This window comes from Streptomyces sp. NPDC044061 (assembly GCF_056434305.1).
Genome location: NZ_JBWKFL010000035.1, coordinates 64,196 through 87,675 on the forward strand (window position 1 = coordinate 64,196; position 23,480 = coordinate 87,675).

The 23,480-nt window shown below is 69.1% G+C and carries 21 protein-coding genes and 1 pseudogene; 11 read left to right on the plus strand and 11 right to left on the minus strand.

Translation table 11 applies throughout. The features are described 5' to 3' along the window. Window positions 1-119 precede the first annotated feature (119 nt). The gene (locus AC07CM_RS38900) at window positions 120-599 is read right to left on the minus strand and encodes a hypothetical protein (protein ID WP_478881244.1); all 480 of its coding nucleotides are present in this window, start codon (window positions 597-599) and stop codon (window positions 120-122) included. Between the two features lie 317 nt (window positions 600-916). Between AC07CM_RS38900 and AC07CM_RS38905 the strand changes: the two genes are divergently transcribed. From AC07CM_RS38905 to AC07CM_RS38920, 4 genes are all read left to right on the plus strand, one after another. After that, the gene (locus tag AC07CM_RS38905) at window positions 917-4,018 is read left to right on the plus strand and encodes an AfsR/SARP family transcriptional regulator (protein WP_478881245.1); all 3,102 of its coding nucleotides are present in this window, start codon (window positions 917-919) and stop codon (window positions 4,016-4,018) included. Between the two features lie 423 nt (window positions 4,019-4,441). Beyond that, complete coding sequence (locus AC07CM_RS38910; RefSeq protein WP_478881246.1) at window positions 4,442-4,720, plus strand: hypothetical protein; 279 nt, start codon at window positions 4,442-4,444, stop codon at window positions 4,718-4,720. Between the two features lie 106 nt (window positions 4,721-4,826). Beyond that, window positions 4,827-5,441, plus strand: coding sequence for a hypothetical protein (locus AC07CM_RS38915; protein WP_478881247.1), 615 nt, complete (start codon window positions 4,827-4,829; stop codon window positions 5,439-5,441). Between the two features lie 334 nt (window positions 5,442-5,775). Beyond that, window positions 5,776-6,510, plus strand: coding sequence for a DUF6928 family protein (locus tag AC07CM_RS38920; protein WP_478881248.1), 735 nt, complete (start codon window positions 5,776-5,778; stop codon window positions 6,508-6,510). 633 nt (window positions 6,511-7,143) lie between these two features. On the opposite strand, the gene AC07CM_RS38925 is transcribed toward AC07CM_RS38920, so the two are convergent. After that, window positions 7,144-7,389 (minus strand): hypothetical protein, encoded by a 246-nt coding sequence (locus AC07CM_RS38925; RefSeq protein ID WP_478881249.1) that lies wholly within the window; start codon window positions 7,387-7,389, stop codon window positions 7,144-7,146. 653 nt (window positions 7,390-8,042) lie between these two features. After that, window positions 8,043-9,482: a MocR-like pyridoxine biosynthesis transcription factor PdxR gene (gene pdxR / locus AC07CM_RS38930; protein WP_478881250.1), complete on the minus strand. Its 1,440-nt coding sequence runs from the start codon at window positions 9,480-9,482 to the stop codon at window positions 8,043-8,045. Between the two features lie 47 nt (window positions 9,483-9,529). On the opposite strand from pdxR, the gene AC07CM_RS38935 reads away from it, so the two are divergent. The 3 genes from AC07CM_RS38935 (at window position 9,530) to AC07CM_RS38945 (ending at window position 12,733) form a co-directional block, all read left to right on the plus strand. Next, complete coding sequence (locus tag AC07CM_RS38935) at window positions 9,530-10,750, plus strand: MFS transporter (protein ID WP_478881251.1); 1,221 nt, start codon at window positions 9,530-9,532, stop codon at window positions 10,748-10,750. Window positions 10,751-10,863: 113 nt separating this feature from the next. Next, on the plus strand, window positions 10,864-11,628 hold the full coding sequence (locus tag AC07CM_RS38940; RefSeq protein WP_478881252.1) for a maleylpyruvate isomerase family mycothiol-dependent enzyme: 765 nt from the start codon (window positions 10,864-10,866) through the stop codon (window positions 11,626-11,628). 343 nt (window positions 11,629-11,971) lie between these two features. Continuing rightward, on the plus strand, window positions 11,972-12,733 hold the full coding sequence (locus tag AC07CM_RS38945; RefSeq protein ID WP_478881253.1) for an endonuclease/exonuclease/phosphatase family protein: 762 nt from the start codon (window positions 11,972-11,974) through the stop codon (window positions 12,731-12,733). A gap of 660 nt (window positions 12,734-13,393) precedes the next feature. Here the strand turns inward: AC07CM_RS38945 and tnpA are convergent. Next, window positions 13,394-13,821: pseudogene (gene tnpA, locus AC07CM_RS38950) on the minus strand (IS200/IS605 family transposase). Window positions 13,822-14,136: 315 nt separating this feature from the next. Here tnpA and AC07CM_RS38955 point away from each other — a divergent pair. Then, on the plus strand, window positions 14,137-14,688 hold the full coding sequence (locus AC07CM_RS38955; protein WP_478881254.1) for a YciI family protein: 552 nt from the start codon (window positions 14,137-14,139) through the stop codon (window positions 14,686-14,688). 313 nt (window positions 14,689-15,001) lie between these two features. After that, window positions 15,002-15,538: a hypothetical protein gene (locus AC07CM_RS38960; protein ID WP_478881255.1), complete on the plus strand. Its 537-nt coding sequence runs from the start codon at window positions 15,002-15,004 to the stop codon at window positions 15,536-15,538. 44 nt (window positions 15,539-15,582) lie between these two features. Here AC07CM_RS38960 and AC07CM_RS38965 read toward each other — a convergent pair whose 3' ends face one another. Beyond that, window positions 15,583-15,795, minus strand: coding sequence for a hypothetical protein (locus tag AC07CM_RS38965; protein ID WP_478881256.1), 213 nt, complete (start codon window positions 15,793-15,795; stop codon window positions 15,583-15,585). 217 nt (window positions 15,796-16,012) lie between these two features. On the opposite strand from AC07CM_RS38965, the gene tsaA reads away from it, so the two are divergent. Further along, window positions 16,013-16,429, plus strand: a complete 417-nt coding sequence (gene tsaA / locus AC07CM_RS38970; protein WP_478881257.1) for a tRNA (N6-threonylcarbamoyladenosine(37)-N6)-methyltransferase TrmO — start codon at window positions 16,013-16,015, stop codon at window positions 16,427-16,429. Window positions 16,430-17,363: 934 nt separating this feature from the next. Here tsaA and AC07CM_RS38975 read toward each other — a convergent pair. The 3 genes from AC07CM_RS38975 to AC07CM_RS38985 form a co-directional block, all read right to left on the minus strand. Beyond that, window positions 17,364-17,591: a hypothetical protein gene (locus AC07CM_RS38975; RefSeq protein WP_478881258.1), complete on the minus strand. Its 228-nt coding sequence runs from the start codon at window positions 17,589-17,591 to the stop codon at window positions 17,364-17,366. Between the two features lie 41 nt (window positions 17,592-17,632). Further along, complete coding sequence (locus AC07CM_RS38980) at window positions 17,633-18,772, minus strand: inorganic phosphate transporter (protein ID WP_478881259.1); 1,140 nt, start codon at window positions 18,770-18,772, stop codon at window positions 17,633-17,635. Window positions 18,773-19,355: 583 nt separating this feature from the next. Beyond that, window positions 19,356-20,807 (minus strand): amidase, encoded by a 1,452-nt coding sequence (locus tag AC07CM_RS38985; RefSeq protein WP_478881260.1) that lies wholly within the window; start codon window positions 20,805-20,807, stop codon window positions 19,356-19,358. Between the two features lie 160 nt (window positions 20,808-20,967). Between AC07CM_RS38985 and AC07CM_RS38990 the strand changes: the two genes are divergently transcribed. Continuing rightward, the gene (locus AC07CM_RS38990) at window positions 20,968-21,216 is read left to right on the plus strand and encodes a hypothetical protein (protein WP_478881261.1); all 249 of its coding nucleotides are present in this window, start codon (window positions 20,968-20,970) and stop codon (window positions 21,214-21,216) included. A 41-nt stretch (window positions 21,217-21,257) separates the two neighbouring features. On the opposite strand, the gene AC07CM_RS38995 is transcribed toward AC07CM_RS38990, so the two are convergent. From AC07CM_RS38995 to AC07CM_RS39005, 3 genes are all read right to left on the minus strand, one after another. Next, the gene (locus tag AC07CM_RS38995; RefSeq protein ID WP_478881262.1) at window positions 21,258-21,872 is read right to left on the minus strand and encodes a hypothetical protein; all 615 of its coding nucleotides are present in this window, start codon (window positions 21,870-21,872) and stop codon (window positions 21,258-21,260) included. 94 nt (window positions 21,873-21,966) lie between these two features. Further along, complete coding sequence (locus AC07CM_RS39000) at window positions 21,967-22,218, minus strand: hypothetical protein (protein WP_478881263.1); 252 nt, start codon at window positions 22,216-22,218, stop codon at window positions 21,967-21,969. A gap of 369 nt (window positions 22,219-22,587) precedes the next feature. Beyond that, window positions 22,588-23,388, minus strand: a complete 801-nt coding sequence (locus AC07CM_RS39005; protein ID WP_478881264.1) for a haloalkane dehalogenase — start codon at window positions 23,386-23,388, stop codon at window positions 22,588-22,590. Window positions 23,389-23,480: the final 92 nt, after the last annotated feature.

The window sequence follows — 23,480 nt, forward strand, 5'->3', positions numbered from 1 at the left end:
ACTCGATCCCTCGTCCTTTTCTTCCAACAGGAGACGCAGGGGGGGGGGGGCGGGGGAGGGCGGGTGCACAGGTGGGAGGCTGCCAACCCGCACGTGCCGCCGCCTCCCGGGGACTGCCTTCAGGCCTGTACGAGGACGGTGCACCAGACCTCGTTGTTGTCGCCGATGCCGCAGTCGCCGATCTCCCCGCTGCGGATCTTCGTCCAGACCCCCTTCGCCCGCCAGTGCCAGGTGCCGACCCGCGAGAACCGCTCGTGGTAGCCGTGAGTGGCGAACGTGAAGGCGTCGACGTCGTTGCCGGTGCCGTTGCCGCCCCGCGTTCCGTTGCCGAACGACTCCTGCTTGCACTTGGCGTGCTTGAACTCGCTCGAGGTACCGCCGCCCCAGTTCCACACGTCGCAGTAGTGGGGGCCCTCGCCCAGACTCATCGTGTAGTGCATCGTCTCGCCGGTCCTGTTCTTCACCGCACCACACAGGGGACCGACACAGCCGTCCGCGGAGGCGGTCGTCGCCCCCGCGACGACCCCTGCGGACGCCATGAAGGCGGTGGCGACGACGGCGACGGCTGTCCGGTTGGCTCGGGACATCATCTTGAGCATGCCAATTCCATTCTCTTGTTGCGTCGGCTCGGTCACGTCTGACGCGACTGCCGGCAGGGCGGGCGACGGCATCGCTGCCGGCAAGGCTCCATGAGCCGACGCCTGCGTTCCGTGCGGCAGGCAGTGCTTGCCGCGATCCCCCTGACGACATGTGAGTTGAGGATCTACGGTGAACCTTGCGGAAACCTTGTGACGGCTGTCCTGCGGATGGCCCCGGAGCGAATGACGGAGGGCTGCTGGGAATGTCGGCCCCTGCCCGGCGGACGAACACCGCGCCGCAGACCGGCCGTTCCCTCGCCCCTCCCGCGTGAGGCACCATGAACCTGCACCTGCTCGGACCTTTGGAACTACGCGTCGCGGGACGCGCGGTCGACATCGGCCAGCCACGTCGGCGAGCGGTCCTCGCAGGGCTGGCGGCCGACACCGGCCGACCGGTCCCCGTGAGCACATTGGTGGACCGGGTCTGGGACACCGACGCCCCCGACGGGGCCCGATCGGTCCTCTACTCCCATATCAGCCGTCTACGGCGGCTCTTCGACGGCGCGGTATCCACGGCAGGCGGTGACGAGGCGCAGATGGCCCCGACGCCGCTCGGCATCCGGCGCTCTTCCGGCGGATACGTTCTGGAGGCGGACGAGCACGCCGTCGACCTGCTCCGTTTCCGCTCCCTCGTCGCGCAGGGACGCGAGCCGCACCGGCCCGACGCACGCCGCGCCCAACTCCTGGCCGAGGCACTGCGACTGTGGCGCGGCGTGCCGCTGGCGGGGCTGCCGGGGGAGTGGGCGGAGCGCACGCGGACCGCCTGGACGCAGGAGCGCCTGGAGACGGCGCTCGTCTGGGCCCGCACCGTGCTGAGCCAGGAACGGTCCGAGGAAGTGCCCGCTGTCCTGCAGCCCTTGCTGGGCGAGCACCCGCTCTGCGAGCCACTCGCCGTGTTGGTGATGCGCAGTCTGGCCGCCGCAGGAAGAACGGCCGAGGCAGTGGACACCTACACCCGGATCCGTCGGCAGCTCCACTCCGAGCTGGGCGTGGCTCCGGGCCGTGAACTGCATTCGGCGTACGAGCAGATGCTGCACGGCGCCGGACGACAAGAGATACCGGCAACGGGATCCGACCCGGTCGTGATCAGTGCACCTGCCCCGACCCCTCTTCCGGTCCCCGCGCAACTCCCCATGACTCCCACCCACTTCAGCGGGAGAAAGGATCAGCTGGCCGAGCTCACGCGGTGCCTGATTGCCAAAGACGGTGCAGGGGGCGGGACGGCAGTGGTCGTCTCCGCCGTCTCCGGCATCGCGGGCGTCGGCAAGACCGCGTTGGCCGTTCGCTGGGCACACCAGATGCGTGACGCCTTCCCCGACGGACAGCTCTACGTCGATCTCCGAGGCTACGACCCGGACGAGCCGGTCTCCGCCACTCAGGCCCTCTCAGGCTTCCTCACCGCCCTGGGCGTGCCCGGCGCGGAGGTACCGCCGCGGCTCAACGACCGGGCCGCCCGCTACCGCACAGCCCTCGACGGACGCCGGCTGCTCATACTCCTCGACAACGCCGCCTCCGCCGCGCAGGTACGCCCCCTGCTGCCCGGAAGCCCGACCTGCAAAGTGCTGATCACCAGCCGGGACTCGCTCTCGTCCCTGGTATCGCTGCACGGGGCCCACCGAGTGGTTCTCGACGTCCTCTCCCCGCACGAGGCACTCGCCCTGCTGCGAGACCTGATCGGACCACGCGTCGACACCGACTACGCTGCCGCTGCCACCCTGGCCGAGCAGTGCGGGCGACTGCCCCTGGCCCTGCGCGTGACGGCGGAACTGGCCCTGTCACGCCCCCAGGACCCCCTGACCCGGCTGGTGGAGGAACTGCAAGACCACCGGAGGCGTCTCGATCTGCTCGACTCCGCGGACGGAGATCCCCGGGCCGCCGTTCGGGCCGTCTTCTCCTGGTCCTACGACCGCCTCCCCGACCGCGAGGCACGACTGTTCAGACTGCTGGGCCTGCACCCGGGGCCCGATACGGACGTCCACGCGGCCGCCGCCCTGACCGGTGAGACCCCGGAGCGCACCCGGCGGTCCCTCCACGAACTGTCCCGTGCCCACCTGGTGCACCACAGCGGGCCCGGCCGCCACGGCATGCACGACCTGCTGCGCGCATACGCCGCGGAGCTCGCAAGCCGGCACGACGAGGCGGCGGAGCGTGACGCCGCCCTGACCCGTCTGCTGGACCACTGCCTGGCGGCGTCGGCAGCGGCCATGAACGTGCTGTATCCCGCCGAACGGCATCTGCGTCCCGACGTCGAGGTGCCCGACACCGCTTTGCCGCCCATGCGCACGGCCGACGAGTGCCGGGCGTGGCTGCGCGCCGCACAGCACACACTGGTGGCACTGTGTTCCAGGACCGAGGAGCCCGGACCGTCCCGGCACACCGTGCGGATCGCCACCACGCTCCACCGCCACTACGAACGCTCGGGGCATTTCACCGACGCGCTGACCGTTCACACACACGCCCTGCGGGCGGCCCGCGGCGTGGGAGACACCCGCGGTGAAGTCGACGTCCTGGCTTGCGTCGGCGCGGTCCACCGGCGGCTCGGAGACTACGAGAGCGCTCACCGGCACCACGCGGATGCACTGTCGGTGTGCCGTCGGATCGGGTATCAGGCCGGAGAGGCACGTCATCTCACCAATGTGGGCGTGTTGCACGAGTTGCAGGGTCACTACCAAGAGGCCGCCGAACACCACGAGCAGGCGGTCGAGCTGTTTCGAGCGGCCGGTGATGCGCACGGTGAAGCCGACGTGCTGAACAACCTCGGCATCGTGCAGGAGTTGCTGGAGGACTACCCGGCATCGATCGAGCGGTATCAGCAAGCGCTGGCACTGTACCGCCAGACGGGCCATGCCTTCGGAGAGGCCAGCGCTCTCGGAAACCTCGGGATCGTACTGGCCCGGCTCGACGACCATGCTGCCGCGGCCGAGCGCTTCGAGCGGGCGCTCGCTCTCTTCCGGCGGCTCGGACACACCGGCGGAGAGGCACACGCATTGTCCAACCTGGGAAACGCTCTGTGCCGTCTAGGGAAGTACGAGGAGGCCGCCGAGCACCAACGCCAAGCCCTCGTCCACTTCCGCCGGACCGGAGAACCGTACGGAGAGGCGGGTGCGCTCAACGGCTTGGGCGAGGCCCTGCACGCAACCGGCCGACACGCCGAGGCCCTTCAAGCTCACGCATCGGCGCTGGAGGTGGCCCGTGGAATCGGGGAACAGGAGGAACAGGCCCGCGCCCACATCGGCACGGCCCTCGTCCGGCAGAGCAGGGGAGAACGGGCGCACGCAGTCGATCACCTCCACCAGGCGCTGTCCCTGTACATCGCGCTGGACTCTCCCCGCGCGGAAGAGGCGCGCAAGACCCTCCTCTCGATGACGGCCGGGTCGTGATTCTGGGCGCGTCGAGTCCGGCACACGGTTTGCGCCTGCCACGTGACCGTGATGCGCCCGCGCCGGCGCCGCCCGTCGGACTTTACGTGGGTTGCTCGCGGCGGGCGGTGGCGATTCGGCGCTGGTAGGCGGCGGCACTGATGGACAACTCCCGTGCGAAGACGCGGCGCAGGCTCTCGCAACTCGGGAAACCGGCCAAGGACGCCGCGGATCGACTCGACGTACCGGGCCGGTGTGGTGCCCAGCTGTTCCCGGAACAGCCTGGTGAGGTGACGCGTACTGACGTTGAGCCGCCCGGCGAGTCCGGTGAGGGAGTAGGTGCCGGCGGATCCGTCGTGACCAGGTCGACGACCCTGCGCAGGGCGGGGGAGCGGGCGGCGGGCCCCGCGGGGGTGCGGAGAACTGTGACATGACACGGGCCTGTTGATCCTGTTCTCCTACACGCAGCAGCGTTTCGAGCTGAACGGAGCCGACCACGCGAGGAAGTTACTGCTCGACGGCGGGTTCTCCGAGAGCGCCGCCGAGGTGGTCTGGAGGGCGATCGCCCTGCACACAACACCGGGGATACCCGGCCGGATGGACCCCGAGGTCGCTGCCACGAACTACGGCGTGCTGACCGATGCGGTCGGCTGGGGGGCTGGACAGACTGGAAGGGGCGGGGACCACGGTGACGGCGGTTTGACAACCACCTCATGCCGTTGATCGCTCATGAGCCGCGACACTGTCGGCTGCCACAGAGGCGCACGTCCTCTCAGCAGCTGATCACATTGGCCGTCAGGTACCCGTGGGGCCGCGTTAGTCTCCGATCATGGCCTTGCGACCTGATGAGTTCTACGACCACGCACGTGCGACCGCGGATGGTGAGCTTCGGCTTCCGTTGGCACGGATGACCAGTTGGGACATAAGCCCGTTCGAGCCCGATGGACTTCGCGTCGCGCCGCTCCGCCCGCCCGTTTTGCCCGAGCCGGAACGGCACGGCGAGGACCCGGCGAACTGCGACGTGTGCCGCGCCCGAGACGAAGGCATCTGGTTCAACGAACGCTGGCGACTGACCCGGATCACGGGCGTCGGCGTGCCGCTGGTGTTGATGCTGCACTCCCGCGACCACTACGACTTGGCGGATCTGCCCGATGAGATGGCCGCCGAACTGGGGGTACTCACCACTCACATCGTCCGCCATGTTCAGGCACTACCGCACATCTCCCGAGCCCATGTGTACCGGATCGGGGACGGAGCCGCACACCTGCACATCTGGTTCTTCGCCCGGCCCGAGGGGCAGGCCCAGCTGTATGGGTCGTGGATGCCCGTCTGGGACGACCTGCTGCCGGAGTATCCGGCGGACGTTGCCGATGCAGACGCGGCGGCCGTAGCTGACGCATTGGTCGCTTCGTATGGGGGCCGTCGCGGGGTCACCGACGAATAGATGGACGTCCGACCCCTCCGTGTGATCTCGAAGGCCACGGTCTTGCCGCCGGCCCCGCACGGCACTACCGCCTGACCCCACTGCCCTGGTCGGTCTACTGATCAACGGACTCGCCGACCAGCGAGGCTGAGGAAGCCCACGGCCCTGACCAGTTCAGATGCCGTGGGCTTCTGTCGTTGTCGGTCGGCGTCGGGCGCCTTCGCACGGCCCCTGGGACGGCCCAGCTTGGCAGCCGGGCTGAGCCGCCTCCGTTGTCAGTGCGTGCGGCTATGGTGCTTGCGTCATAAGGGCAGCGCTGTGGGGAGGGGCTTTGGGAGCCAAGACGGGACTACTGGTGTACGCCGACGGCGACGTGCCGGAGTTGCTGCGACAGGTGGGCACGGCAGATCTTGACCGGACGACCACGATGATGCGGCGGCTCTATCCGGGCCGGGAGATCGAGTCGTGCGAGGGCTCGAATCTCTGGGACGGCGTGTACCCCCGGAAGGGTACGGCGTACGCAGCCAGTTGGCCGGGGGTGGAGGTCATTGGTGATCAGAGGGTGATGATCGACGCCCCCTCGCAGCTCCCGGATCACCTCGTGGCGGCAAGCGCCGGCCGACGGCTCGTCCTGCACGCCATGCACAGTGTCGTCGACTGGCTGGCGTTCGCCGTGTGGGAGGACGGGCGCCTCGTCCGATCCCTGAGCCTGTCCCCGGGCAGCGGCATCATCGAGAACATCGGCGAACCTCTGCCCTTTGAGCTGCCGTACTGGGCCGGAGACCGTCCAGCGGACATCGTGCCCTGGCCCGGTGAGGAGGAAGAGCCGTACGTCCTGCCCTTTCATCCCTCGGACCTGGGCGAAGACGCGCTGCGGGCGCTCTGCGGCTTCGTTCAGGAGGGCCGTCCCGAGCCCGATGACGTCGACGCAGACGCCATCAAACTGTACGGATTCCACGTGCGAGACCCACACGGGCCTGATCGTGCCGAGCAGGAAGCGGCGCTACGGAGGTCGGTTGAAGCGATGCAGCCGCCGCGTGTCTACACGATGGGGCCTGATGGCTCGCTGATCGAGCGCGATGGCCTCTAGCTCACGGGCCCTCGTCTCGAAGCAACTTGGCGGGGACCCGACTTCAGGGGTCCAGATCAGCCACGACTGCGGTCGGGCCGGTTGTTTTTGCTGTACGGCAACCGCTCCACATCATCGGTCCTGCTGCCGTCGTCTACGACGCAACCCCCCGGCGCTGGCGACGGCTATGCAGAAGGTGCCGCCCGCTGTCATGGGGAGGTTGGAAGCGAAGGTCTTCTGAGGGGGGTGTTCAAGGAAGGCTCGGTCGAAGGCGATTCCGATCAGGGCGGCTGTCAGCACGATCGCCCACAAGAGCAGTACCAGCAGCCATGTGCTCCGGGTACTCAGCCAAGAAGTCATCGGATCATCATGCACCCGACGCACCAGCGACTACAGTCCCCCTCGCTTCTACTACCCGGCTGTGCGGGGGCGACAGACCCCCGGGCTCGCGCCGTGTCGCCAGTTCGGAAGACGCCATATGTGGATCGTGGCTGATCTGGCAAGGCGCTGACCTGGACCGGAGCGTGATCGGCGCCGCTGTACCCCCGTGAGTCCCCGCTGGGTCCCGCCGCAACGGGCACGCAACGGGCACGCAACGGGCACGGTCCCGGCCGGGCAAGAGCACGCATGGGCGCGGCATGAGTGACTGCGTAGTCAGAGCTCGAACCACTGGCCCAGATCGTTGGGTGCTCCAGTCCGGATAAAGTCGCGCACGAGGGCCCACGCACGATCGACACTCAGGACGAAGTCACCGGTGAACCCTGCAAGGTCACCCATGATCGGGACCTCAACCACAGCATCAGGCGCGATGGTGCCATCTCCCCGCAGCAGAGACACCTTCTCCGTGTCCAGGAACAGGTGGATGACCGCATGATCGCGTCGGAAGCCGAGAGTAAGCACAGGGAACTCAGTGCCCAGCAATGGGACCTCGAGGTACCCCTGGCCTCGGGAACGCAGTTTGCTGAAGCGATCCGACAGATCCCTGACGTCGCAACGTCTCTCGTCTGGGGAGAAAAGCCCTGACTCGGGCGACGTCGTTGCCCAAATTACGCCCATCTCTCCACCTCTGGCATGTACAGGGGAAGGGCGCTGGCAGGCTGTCGACATCACCCTCGTGTTTCACCACGACCTGCACCGTAGCGCGGAGCCGACCGCCCCAGCCACGACGTGTTCTGATCTCATGCTCCGTGTGCCTGCCTCTTGGACGGGACCGGGCGCCCGCGGGTGCCGAGCGGGGCGGAGACATGAGCGCGGGTGCGCCGGCCGCCCGCGCCCACCCGGGCTCGGCCACGTGCAGCAGCCCGGACCAGGTCGGATCGGCGGCCCACTGCGACTGGTGGTCGATCAGGTGCCTGAACAGCAGCGCCAGCGTCTTGTCGGCGGGCTCCGTCGCGGCCAGCAGCACGCTGATGACCAGCGCGGTGACCTCGCGGTCGGTCGTGGCCGACGCCGTTGAAACTCGGCCGTGGCCGGCTTCGCGATCAGGCCGCCATCGCCCTCGGACCAGTCACGGCCGACAACAACCGGTCCATGACGCACAGGACAGAACGCGCTCAGCCGCTCACGCCTGCCTCCGGCACCCGGCCGCTGCCGAGCAGGTCACCCACCGCCGCGATCCCCTCCGCGATCGCCCGCTCGGGCACGTCACCGAAGCCGAGGATGAGTTGGGGCGGCTTCGGACCTCCCGAGGCACGGCACGCGCTCATCCCGTACAAACCGACCCGCCGGGCGCGCGCCGCGGCGATCACCGCCGACTCGTCCGCCCCGTCCGGCAGATGGGCCACGGCGTGGAACCCCGCCGCGAGGCCGGTCAGACGTACCTCAGGGGCATGCTCGGCGAGGGCAGCGCGCAGCGTCTGGCAGCGGGCCCCGTACAGGGTGCGCATACGGCGCAGATGGCGGTCGTAGCGGCCTGATTCGATCAGCCGGGCCAGGGCCAGTTGGTCGAGGGTGGGCGTGCCCCGGTCCGCGCTCCGCTTCGCCGCGGTGAGCGGCGCGGCGAGCGCCGGGGGGCTCAGCAGCCAGCCGATGCGCAGGGCAGGGGCCAGGGATTTGCTGACGGTGCCGATCGAGACCACTCGGTCGGCCGCGAGACCCTGCAGAGCGCCGACCGGCTCGCGGTCGTAGCGGAACTCGGCGTCGTAGTCGTCCTCGATGACATATGCGTCGCGCCGCCGAGCCCAGGTGAGCAGCGCGTGGCGGCGTTCCGGGGTGAGGAGGACGCCGGTGGGCCACTGGTGGGCGGGCGTGACGATCACCGCGCGAGCGTCGGTCGCCTCCAGAGCCGCCACATCGAGGCCGCGCGCGTCGACCGGGACCGGGGCCGGGGTGAGGCCAGCTGCGAGGATGGCCGCGGTCGTCGTGGCAGGACTGCCGGGGTCCTCGTGTGCGACGGCACGGACGCCGGCGCGGGCCAGCACCTGGAGGGTGAGGGCCAGTCCCTGGGCGTAGCCGGAGCAGATGAGGGTGCGGTCCGGTTCGGCGGCGGCCGCGCGGATCCGGCGCAGGTAGGCGGCGACGACCGTGCGCAGGTCCAGGCTGCCGCGCGGATCCGGGTAGTCGAGGTCGGCGGTCGGCATCCGGCGGGCCGCCTCCCTGACCGCCCAGAGCCAGTCGGCACGCGGGAACGAAGCCAAGTCGGGCACGCCGTGTCGGAAGTCGGCGATCAGAGGCGGGGGTTGGGCAGCGCGCTCGGCCGACGGCCCGACGGGGGCGGCGGGTGTGCAGGCGGCGACACGGGTGGCCGAGCCGACGCGGGTGACCAGGTAACCCTCGGCCTGCAGCTGGGCGTAGCAGTCCTGGACCAGGCCCCGGGACAGGCCCAGTGAGCGGGCCAGTTCACGCGAGGAGGGGAGGCGTTCGTCCACGGCGAGGCGACCGCTGCGGATCGCGTCCCGCAGCTGCCGTTCCAATTGGACACGCAGTTGCTCACCGCTGCTCCGGTCGACGGCCAGCAGCAGCTCGGGAGACAAACCGGCCCACTGCACAGTCATGAAATTGGAGCTTACCGGGGATCCGGTCACTGCCTAGCGTCGACGGCATGACTCCTGCTGACCCGACCGCGAACCCCGCCTCGGACTCCACTGCCGCGACGGCCACCGCACCCTCGCGACCACCCCTGCTCAGTCGGGCGCTGCTGCTGCGGCTCGTGAGCGTGGTAGCCGTGACGGTGAGCTTCTTCCTGCTGCTGTCGGCAGTGCCCACGCACGCCGGCCGCGGCGCGGCCGGCCTCGCGACGGGCGCACTCATGCTGTCCACGGTGCTCGGCGAGCTGGCCGGGCCCCGCATCCTCAGCCGGTACGGCCACCGGGGACCGCTGGCGGCCGGGTTGTTGCTGCTGGGCGCCCCCGCCCTCGCACTGCCCCTCGACGACGGCGCGGCCTGGACCGCAGCGGTGTGCCTCGTGCGCGGCCTGGGATTCGGCCTCACGATGGTCGCCGGCGGCGCCCTGACCGCGGCACTGATCCCCGCCGAGCGCCGGGGCGAGGGGCTGGCCCTCGTCGGTGTCGTGGGCGGCGTACCGTCACTCATCACCCTGCCCCTGGGGGTCTGGATGTCCGAACATCTCGGCTACACCCCGCTCACCACGACCGCGGGCCTGGCAGCCCTGGTGGCGATCCCGACGGTAGCGGGACTTCGGGAGGTACAGCCGTCGAAGACCACCAAAACCGAAGCCAGGACCGCCGATACGCAAGCGCTCGGCATGATGGCCGCCATGCGTGCCGTCGGGCTGCGGCGTCCCACGTCGGTGTTCTTCGCCACCGCACTCGCCGCCGGAATTCTGGTGACGTTCATGCCGCTGGCCGTCCCGCACGCATCGGCGGGCATCGCCACGGCGGCACTGCTGGTGCAGAGCACCGCGTCCACCGTGGCCCGCTACGCGGCAGGCCGGTACGGCGACCGCTACGGCTCCACGCGACTCATCACCCCCGGTCTGCTCGCGTCGGCGGCAGGACTGTCAATGCTGGCGGCCACGGCAAGCCCGGTCGCCGTACTGACGGGCACGGCCCTCTTCGGCACCGGTTTCGGCATCGTCCAGAACGCCACCCTCACCCTCATGTACAGCCGGGTCACCCGCCCGTCGTACGGCACCGTCTCCGCGCTGTGGAACCTCGCCTACGACGGCGGCATGGGGATAGGCGCCGCAGGCTTCGGCCTGCTGACTGCGCACACGGGCTATGCCTGGGGGTTCGCGCTGACCGGGGTGCTGATGACTGGCGCACTGGGACCGGCGCTGCGTGACCGGCGGGCGGCAGCGTGAACGGCCCGGCGGACGAGGGGCGCCCGGACCACGTCCGAATGGGCGCCGGCGGCGAAGTCGGACGAGCCCAACGCCCATGTCGCGGTCCATATCGAGGCGGTACGGGAGTCCCGGTGAGCGGGCACCCGGACCTCGGCACGAAGGACGACGCCGTTGGGTACGTCGCAGGCTCCGGTGCCCGACTCGTACGAACCGCGGCGTGCCTCTCCGAGAGCGCGCTGCGTGCCCCGTCGGCGTTGCCGGGGTGGACGCGGGGCCACGTCCTGGCCCATGTCGCCCACAGCGTCGACGCGTATGTGTGGCTGCTGGGGCTCGCGCACACCGGCCGCGAACCAGAGCCGCGCACGGGCGCCGCGGCGTCGGCGGTTGAGCGGGACGCGCTGCTGTCCGCCGTTGACATCGCGGCCCGGTTGAGGCGGAACCTGGACCGGTTCACCGTCAGGGCGCGCGGGATGCCCGCCCCCGCCTGGGAGCGCCTGGTACCGGCGCTGGCCGGTTGGCGACACCCCGCCCAGTACGTTCTGCTGCGCTGTTTGCGGGAGTTGGAGACCCACCACCTCGACCTCGGCACCGGCTACGCCACTGACCAGTGGCCCGACCCCTACGTCATTTGGGCGCTGCACGACACCCTCGCCACCCTGCGTGCCCAGAGTTTCCCGCTCGCCTCGGTGGAGGCCGTGGACCTCGGCCGGCGCTGGTCCTTGGCACCGCGGGGAGCCTCGGTCGCCGGGGCCGGTCACCAGGTGCTCGGCTGGTTGAGCGGGCGGAGTCCGGCCGGCGCGCTGACGGCCGACCACCCGGCGCATCTCCTGCCGCACCCGCCCGCGTGGCCCCAGCCGCCGCTGCCCGGCTGGGGTGACGTCGGCGACGAGGTGTGAACCCGGGGGGAAGCGCACACATTCGAACGCGTCAGCAGCGGTGGTCCGGACGACGACACCCGGCCGGCTGTGTCACTCGTGGGCGCAGGACCAGCGGGGCAGGATGTGTGTCACGGGTGAAGGTCATCGCGGCCTGATCCCTGGACGGCAATGCCGAATCCGACTCCCGTGTTGAGCGGTCGTCCGTGCGTGAACGTCCCGCACCCTCGTCGTGGGAGACCGTCGATCGCCGCAGGCGCCGAAAGTATCCCCGACGCAGTAGGACGTTGCTTACAGTCGGCTCCACCGGATGCCGCCCGACGTCGCCGTCTCGCATCGTGCCGTCGTGGGGAGAAGGGAAGGCATGGAGAGGGAGAAGGTGCGGGATCTGCCCAAGTCGGCGACCGAGCACGACGGTTCCGTGGTCGTGCGGGTGCTCAGTTACAACATCCGTTCCATGCGCGACGACGTCGAGGCCCTCGCAAGGGTGATCCGGGCCTGTCGGCCGGACATTGTCTGTGTTCAGGAGGCGCCGCGGTTCTTCCGCTGGCGCAAGGCCGCCGCCCGCCTCGCCCGGACCTCCGGGCTCGTGTACGTCTCGGGCGGCGCCACGTCTTCAGGCCCCATGATTCTCTCCTCGCTCCGCGCCCACGTGGAGCGCACCGACGATGTCCTGCTGCCCCGTACCCCTGGCCTTCACCAGCGCGGTTTCGCGACCGCCGTACTGCGGTTGGGCCGGGCCCGGCTCGGGGTGCTCAGCTGTCACCTGAGCATCCAAGACCAGGAGCGCTACGAGCAGGGCCGGCTGCTGCTCGACCGGCTGTCCGCTCTGGACGTGCCGCACGCCGTTGCCGCGGGCGACCTCAACGACCGGCCCGACGGCCGTACGTTCGGCCTGCTCGCGGATGCCCTGCAGGACGGCTGGGGAACGAAGCCGTGGGGACGGGAACACACCACCCGGCTGGGCGATCCGCTGCAGCGGATCGACGCGGTCTTCGCGACGCAGGGGGTGGAGGTGCTGGGGTGCGGGGTGCCTATGGGGCTGCCCGGGGTCTTGGAACAAGACCTCCGGGCAGCCACGGATCACCTGCCGGTGCTGGCCGCTTTGCGGGTGCCCGCCGCGTAGCACGGGATTCCGCCACGGAGTCTGGTCCTTTTGACACCTGCCGTGGCGATACCGGCCGCTGCTGCCGGCCTCGCAACCCATCGAGGTCGTACCGGATGTGGACGCTCACCGGCTCAGACACGAGAACCCACACCGTCGTCGGCACCCGGGAGGCGCATGACAGGCACAGTGCATGATGCCCGGATGCATTGCCATGTCGACGGCTCGGACCCTGCATACGGCTCCAACGTCGACAATGCCGAGAACAGCATCGGGGACCGGACCGGCGCGCACTTCCTGAACGCCGTTGGCCGGCGCGGCCTGTTCACCACGAACGCCCGCGCCATCCTCGCCCGCCACGGCGTCCCCAGGGCTTGGACCTGCTGGTGGTGGACGGTCCTCTGCACGGCCGCACCCACCTGTCGCGCGCACTGGAGTTCATCGAATCCCACCGCACCGCCCAGCCCCCGTGCTGTCGCTCGCTGCAAGCGTCGGCAGAAGTCGAGTTCGACCAACCTGCCACTGCCCGAGACCGGAAGCGGGGACCAGACCAAGCACTCAAGTGATGAACCCCGGAGTTCAGCATGATCTAGCGTGGAATACCGGCCGTTTGCGGCCGTGGGGAAGCGCTTCTCAAGATGGGGGTGACCCGCACCGGGGCACGGGGCGGCGCTGTTGACCTCAGTCGGGGCGCTTCTGGTTCTCGATGTACTCTTTGATGATCGCCGAGGGGGCGCCGCCGCAGGACGCGGCGAATTAGGACGGGGACCAGAAGTGGTCACCCCACAGGTACGTGCGGATGTGGTCGGGAAACTCTTGCCGGAGCCTTCGGGTCGATACGCCCTTGAGTGAGCCGACGAGCCGGGACACGGCGACTTTGGGCGGGTAGTGCACGAGCAGGTGGACGTGATTGCGTTCGCCGTTGAATTCCACCAGTTCGGTTTCGAAGTCGGCGCAGACGGCGCGCATGATCTCTTCGCAGCGTAGAAGGATCTCGTCGGTGAAGGGCCCCGCCGGTACTTGGGTGTGAAGACCAAGTGGGCGTGGAGGGTGTGGACGACCGTGCGGCCCCTGCGGATGTTGGGGTTTGACTCCCAGCGTGGTGACATAGATCAACGTTATGGTCTTGGGCGTGAGGATTGTGGCGCAGGTCAAGCTGATGCCGGATGCCGCCCAGGCGTCGGCACTGTCGTCGTCTGGCAGGCGGCAGTGACGCGGTGCTGACGGGGCACTGACGGATCTGCGATGCGCCCCGCGGCTCAGGCGATCCTCTCGAGCAGGTGCCGACGCCGTCGATCCCGAGGCAGCCAGGTTCCGCGACCGCGGCCACCAGAAGGGCTCCTTGCTCCAGCACGAGGCCGCCGAGCAGTCAGCACAGCGAAAATCGCTCGCCCTGGTCACGTGCTCGAAGAGACCCTGGGGCCATGGAGTTTCTCTGCTACCACCGCGACCGGCCCGGCTCCCTGCCACTGCGCGACGAGTTGCTGGAAGAGCATTGGTCGTACATGGACCAGTACGCGAAGGAGATGATCGCCCGGGGCCCGACTCTCGCGGACGACGGCGACACACCCACCGGAAGCGTGCACATCGTCGACCTGCCCGATCCCGCCGCTGCCCGCGCGTTCGCCTTCGACGAGCCGAACTACCAGGCCGGCGTCTACCGGGACGTGCTGCTGCGACGGTGGCGCAACGCGCTGGGGTGCACCATGTGGGACTTCCCCGGCGGCCGGACCGGCGGCAACCGATATCTGGTGCTCGGCCTCGGCACAGGGCAGGCCGACGATCTCGCGGTGCCGCGCGACCGGGACGAGCTGATCGCCTACGGGCCGTTGCTGTCCGACGACGGCGCCACCTGGCTGGGCACGGCCGTATTGCTCCGGGCGCCGAACCCGGAGGCGGCACGCGCCATCCTGACCGCGGACCGGTACGCCGACATCGAGGTGCACAACTGGCAGTTCGGCGGGCGGCCGTCCTGACCGTCGGACGGCGCGGAGCCGGGAAGCACGCCCGACGGGGGAGGAGCGCCGCCGAGGTGTGATGACGTCGAGAAACCGGCATCTGGGGCGGCGGAGCGCGGGGGAGCGGCCCCACACCACGGACCCGCCATCGCTCGCAGCTCCCACCGGTATTCGCCCTTCCCGGCAGACGGCCTACCGGCGCTCCTCCGATGGCTTTGCACTCGAGGCATCACCCACCGCAGTGCATCGACGCAGCTTTCATCGGCCATCGCGCGCTCATGAGGTGACACACCATCAAGTCGCCCCTGCCGCTGCGATATACCGTGTGCCCATGTCGGCGTTCCTGCAACAGCTCCCCGCTCTGATCGGTGTGGTCATTGGTGCCCTCGGCTCGTACATGGCGAGCACGCGCGGCGACCAGGCTCGATTCCGCCGCGAGCAAGCGGCTCGTTGGGAAGAGCGGCGGCTGACGACCTACGCCGACTACGCCAGGTCGCTGAAGAAGAGCGTCACCCTGGCTTACCGGGTCGCGGCGTATCTCGGCAACGACCCACACCCGCACCCCTTGTCACCCGAGGAAGCAGCGCCCTGCCTGGCCGATGCCACCGATGCCCGGGACCCGGCCGGGGAGGCACTGTTGATGCTTGGCACTCCGTACATGGTGGAGAAGGCCCGCGAATGGGTCGTCGTGGTGATGGAGATGGAAGGATTCCTGCGAGACCAGACTCATAGCCCGGAAACCTGGTCAACCATGCTGAAGCGCCAACGCGCCGCACGTGAGGGGTACTACGCGGCCGTCCGCCGTGATCTGGCTCTCCCACCTGGCCATTCCGGGGAATGGCGACTTGCCCCACCTCAGACTCCCTGAGCGCCCACTGCCATGACGGCCCGGGGCTGCCGGGCTTGAGGGCGTCAAACGTGAGCATTCTCGGCTTCCGGCGCCGATGGGCGTGCCTTGCTCAGCAGCACCTCCACCTCACCAAAGGAAACGACGTCGTAGGGAAGAAACGGCGCGGGCCCGAACGCGGTGCTTTCCGCCGCCCGGGCCGAAGCCGCGTTCGAGTGGGTTACCCCTTGGGCAGGCGCCGTTACTTCGTCGCCGGACGCCGTGATCTGCCCGGACACGGATGATTCCTGTCGACGACGTGCTGCGGCGGCGAGTCTGAACAGCGAGGGCCTTCTCCACAGGCAGGGGCGACGGTCGCCGTACGACTCGCCCACCGCAGAAGTCCGTGCTCCGGCTCGACTCGACTGTCGGCATCGAGGCCGGGGCCGACGGCGGTAGCCTGCGTGAACTGTCCCTTACAGGGCGGTGGGTTGTGGCAGCCGGGAGGAGCTTGTGGTGCAGGAGCTGTCGTTCACCGTCGTGTCGATCGGTCGGGTGGAGTCGCCGTTGCGGCGCCTGGAGGATGCGCCCCGGCAGGGCGACGAAGGGGCGCCGGAGGCGGATCTGGTGTTCGCTCCGGCGGTCGCCGCCGGGCTGGAGGGCATCGGGGTGGGGGCGCGGCTGGTGGTGCTGACGTGGCTGGATCGTGCGGAGCGCGATGTCCTCACGGTGCGCCCGCGCGGGGACGTTTCCCGGCCCCTGACGGGTGTCTTCGCGACGCGGTCGCCGGATCGACCCAATCCTCTGGGTCTGCATCGCGTTGAGGTCCTGGCCCGGGACGGTCTCAGGTTGCGGGTCAGCGGCCTCGAGGCGTTGGACGGCACACCGGTGGTGGACGTGAAGCCGGTTCTGGGTTTGGTCGACGAACGGTGAGCGGCCTCGGCGCGTCTGCGCGAGTTCGACTCGGCAGGCCATATGGATGGTGACCGGCGTCGAGGCGGCGTCTGGCGACGGGAGCGCGCAGCCTTGTCGTCCTGGTCGGGCGCGTGCGGCCGGTGGTGGGGCGGGCGAGGTTGTGCAGATGGGCGCGTTCGTCGTTGTCGAGGATCAGTGCGCGGGCCACGGCGTCCGGTTGTTCCACCGTGGCAGGTCCACGACGGTTGGTGGCCCAGTCGCCGCGGTGTCTTTCCGCCCTGTAGAAGGCGGCCACCGGCGATGCGCGGGGGAGAGGCCTGTCGCTGACGACCTTTCCCCCGGATGCCTCCGATGCCTTCGGGGCCTACGACGCGACGCTGTGCGGGATCCAGGAAGCCGGCATGGCGCCCTCCGACCGCTGGTGGCTGCCAGAGCGGGAGAACGCGTGCGGCGACTGCGGAACCGAGGCGAGCGACATCGACGGTCGCCGGCCGCAGGCCATGAGAGGCGAGAGCGCGCGCGTAAGCGTGCTGCGACTGTCAACCGCCGGATACGTCTGACCGTGCAGCGGCTGAGCTTCCGCAGCCATGCGGCATGAAGGCAACTGCATTGGCCTTCGCCGGCCCCATGCCCGGCGTCGATGGCGCGACCGGCGATGGGCGGCGTCTCCTGGGGCGCCGGTGGAAAGGGCGGAGGGCTCAAGCTCGAAGAACTGGGGCGCGCGGTCGGTGGGGTCTTTGCGTGCGACCACCTGGCCGGCCCCGGCCTGCGCCGGGAGATCCACGACGGGCTCCAGGTCGTGGCGAACTGGAACAGCGCGAACACTGTGCTTACGGCAAGAAAGGCGCTCTGACCGGCCCGGACAAGGAGCCCGCCGAGACCTCGGCGCTCGCCCTGACAACGGATGCCCCCCCAGGACCGCGGCCCGCCACCCGGAGGCGGCACTCCTTTGTCAGCCGCCGACAATGAGGGCGATCCCGTAGGCGGCGACCGCCAGGCACGCGCAGAAGCACAACACCGCCACCGCGGCGCCGATCGGCCGGTTGGCACGGCGCGTCCGTTCCCCTTCGGTGCCGCCGGGCCAGGTGGCGATGCCGAGGGAGAACAGCACGACTGTGAGCAGCGTGATGCCGAGGCTCACCACGAAGACGCCGGCGAAGGCGCTGAAGTCGATGTCCATTCGTCGCCTCCCTCTGCCCGTGGACTGGTCGGCCGTCCCGCTCACACTGCGGGGCTCTCCGCGTGTTGGGGCAGCCCAGGGGGTGTTTCGTTGACGTTGTCTGCGGTCACGGGGCGGCGGCGGGACAGGGCCCAGAACCCGGCTGCGGAGACGGCGGCTGCGGCAGCCACCAGGGCCACACCGAGAGCGCCGTGATCTGCGATCCAGGCCGAGGCTCCGCCGATGGCTGCCGCTGCGGGCAGCGTCAGCACCCACGACAGGGCGATGCGCCCGGCTGTGCCCCACCGCACCCGCGCCAGTTTGCGCCCCAGGCCCGCGCCCAGGATGCTGCCGGTGCACACTTGCGTGGTCGACAGGGGAAAGCCCATGTGGGACGACGCGAGAATCACCGCGGTGGCGCTGGTCTCGGCCGCGAAGCCCTGCGGCGCTTCGATGTCGGTGAGTTTCTTGCCCATGGTGCGGATGATCCGCCAGCCACCCGCGTATGTGCCGAGCGCGATCGCCAGACCGGCGGTGAGCACCACCCACCAGGGCGGCCCGGAGCCGTGGGGCAGTACCCCTGCGGAGATGAGAGCGAGGGTGATGACGCCCATGGTCTTCTGCGCGTCGTTGGTGCCGTGCGCAAGTGCGACCAGCGAAGCCGAACCGACCTGCCCTCTGCGGAATCCGTTTCGCGCATGAGCAGGGGCCGTCCGCCGGGTGATCACGTACGCGAGGTGGGTGGCCAGCATGGCGACGACGACGGCGACGATCGGCGAGAGGACGGCAGGGATCACGATCTTCTGCACGATCGCCCCGAACTGCACGGCGGATCCGCCGGCACCGACCCACACGGCACCGATCAGTCCGCCGAACAAAGCGTGTGACGAACTCGACGGCAGCCCGGCGAGCCAGGTCATCAGGTTCCACAGGAGTGCGCCGACGAGACCCGCGAAGATCATGACCAGGGAGACCTTCGCGTCGTTCACGATGCCGCCGGAGATTGTTTTCGCGACGGCCGTGGACAGGAATGCGCCCGCCAGGTTGAGCACACCCGCGACCGCGACCGCGACGCGTGGTCTCAGGGCACCGGTGGCCACCGACGTCGCCATCGAGTTGGCGGTGTCGTGGAACCCGTTGGTGAAGTCGAAGGCCAGTGCTGTCAGCACGACGACGATAAGAAGGAACGAGACGGTACCCACTGGGAACCTCACGAGGGAGGGCCGGACCTCGCGCCCGCCGTGCGTGGCCGCCCGGACGCGCCTTACCTTCCACGCTAGGCGGCGTTTCCGGAGCCCGCGACCTCGCTGCGGCAGGCGCGAGAACCCGAGCGTCCGGGGCCCGGGGCCCGGCTGCGCACTGGGGATACCCGAACCTCAACGACGCCCCGACGGGAACATCACGTCCACTCCATGCCAAGCTCCCCGCAGCGCCTCCCGATGCTCTGCGGAGAGCTTGTCGCGCATCGATTTGGTGTCGGAGCCCCACACCCAGCCAGACGACCGTCGGCTCGGCCGCGCCGTCGACTGTGATCTCCTCTCCGCGGCCGCGCGGGACCGGCCGGTGGACGCCGTTGGCGATCGGTTCCGCAGGCAGCTGTTGATCACCTGGCTCACGCGACTCTGTGCCCTGCACGGTCCGCGCCGTCTCAGGCTGCTTCATCGGTGGTCGGTCTCAACTGCGCTGCCCATACCGACCTGCGCGTTCCGGGCAGCGACTGCACGCGTTCGGACGATCTCGACGTGATCCGCGCCTCGCCCTCGAGGCACTACTTGGCCGTACGCCCTACCTCGGTGCCTGGAAGCCGCCGATCTTCTGCTCGAGCAGTTCGGCCAGCCTCAGCGGGGTGCGGTCCTCGAACATAGGACCGATGAGCTGCACTCCCACCGGCAGGCCCTCGGGCGACCGCACCGCTGGTATGGCGGTGGCGGGTAGGCCGGGCATGGTGGCCAGACCGGCCCAGACGAGCTGGTCGAAGTACGGGTACTCGACGCCGTCGATGTCGATCCGGCGTTCCCTCGGATCGGGGTTGTGGTCGTGCGGGAACGCGGGAGTGGGCGTGATGGGACACACCACGGCGTCGAACTCGGCGAAGAGCTGCCGCCAGCCGTGGCGGTGGAGCTCACGACGGCCGTTCGCCTCGATCCAGTCGCGGTGGCTGAACACCATGCCGCGCAGCAGCGCCGCATCGAGACTCTGGTCGTCTGCGCTCAGTGCGGCGGCGCGGGTCCGCAGCTGCTCGTACGCTTCGACAGGAAAACGTGCAACGGAGCCCGAAAACAACAACTGCCTGTAGAGCATAGCGGCTTCGGCCAGATCGGGCAGCAGCGGACTGTGCCGTTCGATGCGGGCACCGCCGTCGACAAGCGCGTCGGCCACCCGGCCCACGCCCGCCCGCACAGCGGACCCGGTCGGAATGAGCGGATGCTCGTCGAGGACCAGGACCCGGAAGTCGCGGAGCCGTTCGTGGCGTGCGGGCGGCAGCGCCAGGTGGTACGCCACACCGAGCGTCAGCGGGTCCGGTCCGGCCATGACGTCGAGCAGGAGCGTTAGGTCGCGAGCGGTGCGCGCCATCGGACCGACGACGGCGAGGTCGTGCTCGACCGGCAGGGCCGGCCCGGGCGGCGGGACCATGCCGCGGCTCGCCGCCAGCCCGAGTGTCGGCTTGTGCGCGTAAATGCCGCAGAAATGCGCGGGGGTGCGCAACGAACCGGCGAGGTCGGAGCCGATGGACAGCGCGCCGAATCCGGACGCCAGGGCCGCCGCCGAGCCGCCGGAGGATCCGCCCGACGTACGACGGTGGTCCCACGGGTTGTTGGTGGTGCCGTAGATCTCGTTGAAGGTCTGTATGTCCTGCAGCCCCAAGGGCACATTGGTCTTGCCGAGCACCACCGCGCCCGCGGCCTTGAGCCGCGACACCTGCACCGCGTCCTCAGCCGGCACGAAGTTCCGGTGTAGCGGCATACCCCAGGTCGTGGGCAGCCCCGCAATGTCGTACGACTCCTTGACCGTCACCGGAATGCCCAGCAGCGGCCGGTCCTCACCGCGGGCACGCGCCCGGTCGGCACCGCGCGCGGCGGCCCGTGCACGGTCGAAGTCCGGCACACAGATCGCGTTGATCGCCTCGTCGTCCCTCTCGATACGGGCGATCGCGTCGTCGGTCAGTTCCGCCGAGGTCACTTCGCCGGCACGCAAGGCAGCCGCGAGTTCTTCGGCCGTCTGAAATTCCCACTCCATGAATCGGACGGTACGGGTATCTGAGACAGGTCACGAAACGGCGCTTCACACAACGGCTTTGCGCGTCAGGCCACAGGGAATTCGCCCGACCGCTGGCGCTGCGAGTCGGCTTCGCCTTGCTGAGACGCGTGAGCCGCACGCTGGAGTCCGCACGGACGGCGTGCAGAAGCTGACCTCGCCGGCGCTCAGGACCGGCCCCGCCAGCACAAGCCATATGCTCGCTTCGTCGCGGCGCCAGCCGAACCCGCAAGGCAGACCGATGGGCTGTGGGCGACGTCAGCGGGTGCTGCCCGGACGTCAGCTCCCGATTGATGCCGCGCTCCACCGCGTGCCGAGCCTTGAAGATTTCGGCAGCACCATCGGACAGACCGTGGTCGTCTCCGGGGCCCATCTCATCGTTGATGTTTGATTCGACGACCCAGGTGATGCCATCACTCACGAGTGTTCTTCCTAGGTCTGCTGGGGGCTCTTGATGACTGCGGCGGGCAGTTCGCCGGTGAGGATCAGCTCTTTCGGCAGGGTGAGTCCGAAGCGCTGTTCGAGTAGTTCAAGTGCGGGAGTGACTTCGGCGGCCCTCTCCATGTCGGCAACCAGGGCGGCATCGTCGCCGTCGACGTCGAAGAGGTAGGGGGCCTCGTCGGTGTCGATGTCGAAACACAGCTGCACGCTGCCTTCGTGGCTGTAGCGGAAATGCGGCTCCGGGACGTTCGGGTGCTCGGCGAAGTAGTACAGCTCGTACGTGTGGACGTCGCCGTGCCAGATGACCGGTGTCTCATGCCGGCCCAGCGCGAACTCCCACTGTCCGCACCCCACGGCAAAAGCTAGATCGCCCGCCGATCCGTACCGAACACCCGCCATGGGGTAGTGCCGGCCGGTTGTACGCAACAGCCCCCGTAGCTCTTCCTCGAACGCCTCCTGAGTACGCGGGCCCACCAGGCGCGGCTGTGTGTCGGGAACGAGGCGTTGTACGAGGTCTTCGGCGGTGAGGTTGCGGGCGAGGATCACGCAATATCCGCCAGGCAGCAGCTCGTCTTCTTCGGCGACCCAGGTTATGCCATCGGACATCGTGGTGTCTCCTGTCGGGAAGGGTCAGGGGCGGCGCCACGGTAGCCCGTGGACACCGCCCCTGTACGTCGGTCAGATCACTGCGGGGAGCACTTCACAGTCGTCGCGCTGGCGTCGCGCCCCGCGATTCGGGGGCGTAGTACCAGTACTCGTCCTTGTCGAGCAGCCGGTTCGGCTGACTGAAGCTGCCGGGGAACGGTTGCATGGACTGCGTGTTCATCCAGTTCGACATGGCCGAGCGCCCGCAGCCCTCCTTCCACGTCGGCGCGGCCTGGCGCGTCTCGTCGTAGAAGTGCCACACGTTCGTCCGGGTGCGCTGGGAGTAGGTCTGCAGGCACTCGGTCACTTACTGTGCGTCAGCTGTGTGAACACATGCGAACCGCCCCCCTGCTGGAGCGGGGGCGCCTATTGATGCAGCGAGCCATTCAGCGAAGTGCCGCAAGGACGCGGCCCCGAAGGGTCTCGTCGTCCAGTCCCAAAGGAGACCGCCGCGCAGGCGGTGGACCTCCTCTTCCTGAAGGGGACCTTCGGGTCCCACCGGAGGCGGAAGGGGAACCGGAAGTCCAGATCTCCACGCGCCGTGCACCAAGATCATTTGGTGACGGTCGAATACGCGAACTCACCAGTAAGTAGGCCCGAGATCCCCCGGTGCTCGACGCCGGACGCGATGGCCTTCACCGTCCGGGCCCGGGTGACGGACGTTCGTCGATCGAACTCACGGGAATCGCTTCGCGATCGCCGCCGTGATCGCACCCGGTGTGTGCTCCTGAATGAAGTGCCGGGCGCGTGGCAGCTCGACCAGGTCCAGATCGGTGAAGGCGGCACGCATCCGCGGGATAGAGGTGTTCGGACGGAACACCATGTCCTGCATTCCCCACACCAACAGGGTCGGCTTGTCGCCGAGATGGGCGGGCACGTCTCGTGCAAGCTGGTCCAGCAGCGGGCGCGCGGCACGAATTTCCTTGGGCATCATAGCGAGTCCGCGCCGGGCTTCCGCGGTGGGCTGCACCGCGCGGTAGTGGTCGGCCTCGGCGGCGGTGAGCTTGCCCCCAAGCTCTGCGAGCAGGACGCGCTCAACGAGGAAGTTGTGTTCGAGTATCCGCCGCTGCATCGGACGGCTACCCATGATCACGCTGAAAGCCCGATTCGCCATCGCTTCGATCGGCCAGAACACGGTGTTACCCAGCACGATCCCCCTCACCCGATCCGCGCGCGCGGTGACCGCGCCCAGCCCGATGGGTCCGCCCCAATCGTGTCCCATCAGTACGAAGTCGTCGAGCTGCAGGTGATCGATCAGCTCGCCGAGGACCGCGGTGTGTTCGGCGATGGTGTAGCCGAAACCCGCAGGGCGTTCGGACAATCCGAAACCCAGGTAGTCGACGGCGACACACCGGTACCTGTCGCGCAGGTCCTTCACGATGTGGCGGTAGAGGAAACTCCACGCCGGAGCGCCGTGACAGAACAGGATAGTTGGTCCGGCCCCCTCGTCGATGTAGTGAACCCTACCTAAGGACAATGCCGTTGTTTTAGGCCTCGGACGTGGGTTCCTGGGTAGTGGTCCCGGGGGGTGGTTCGGGTGTCTGCGTGCGTGTCTGAGTTATCGGGCCT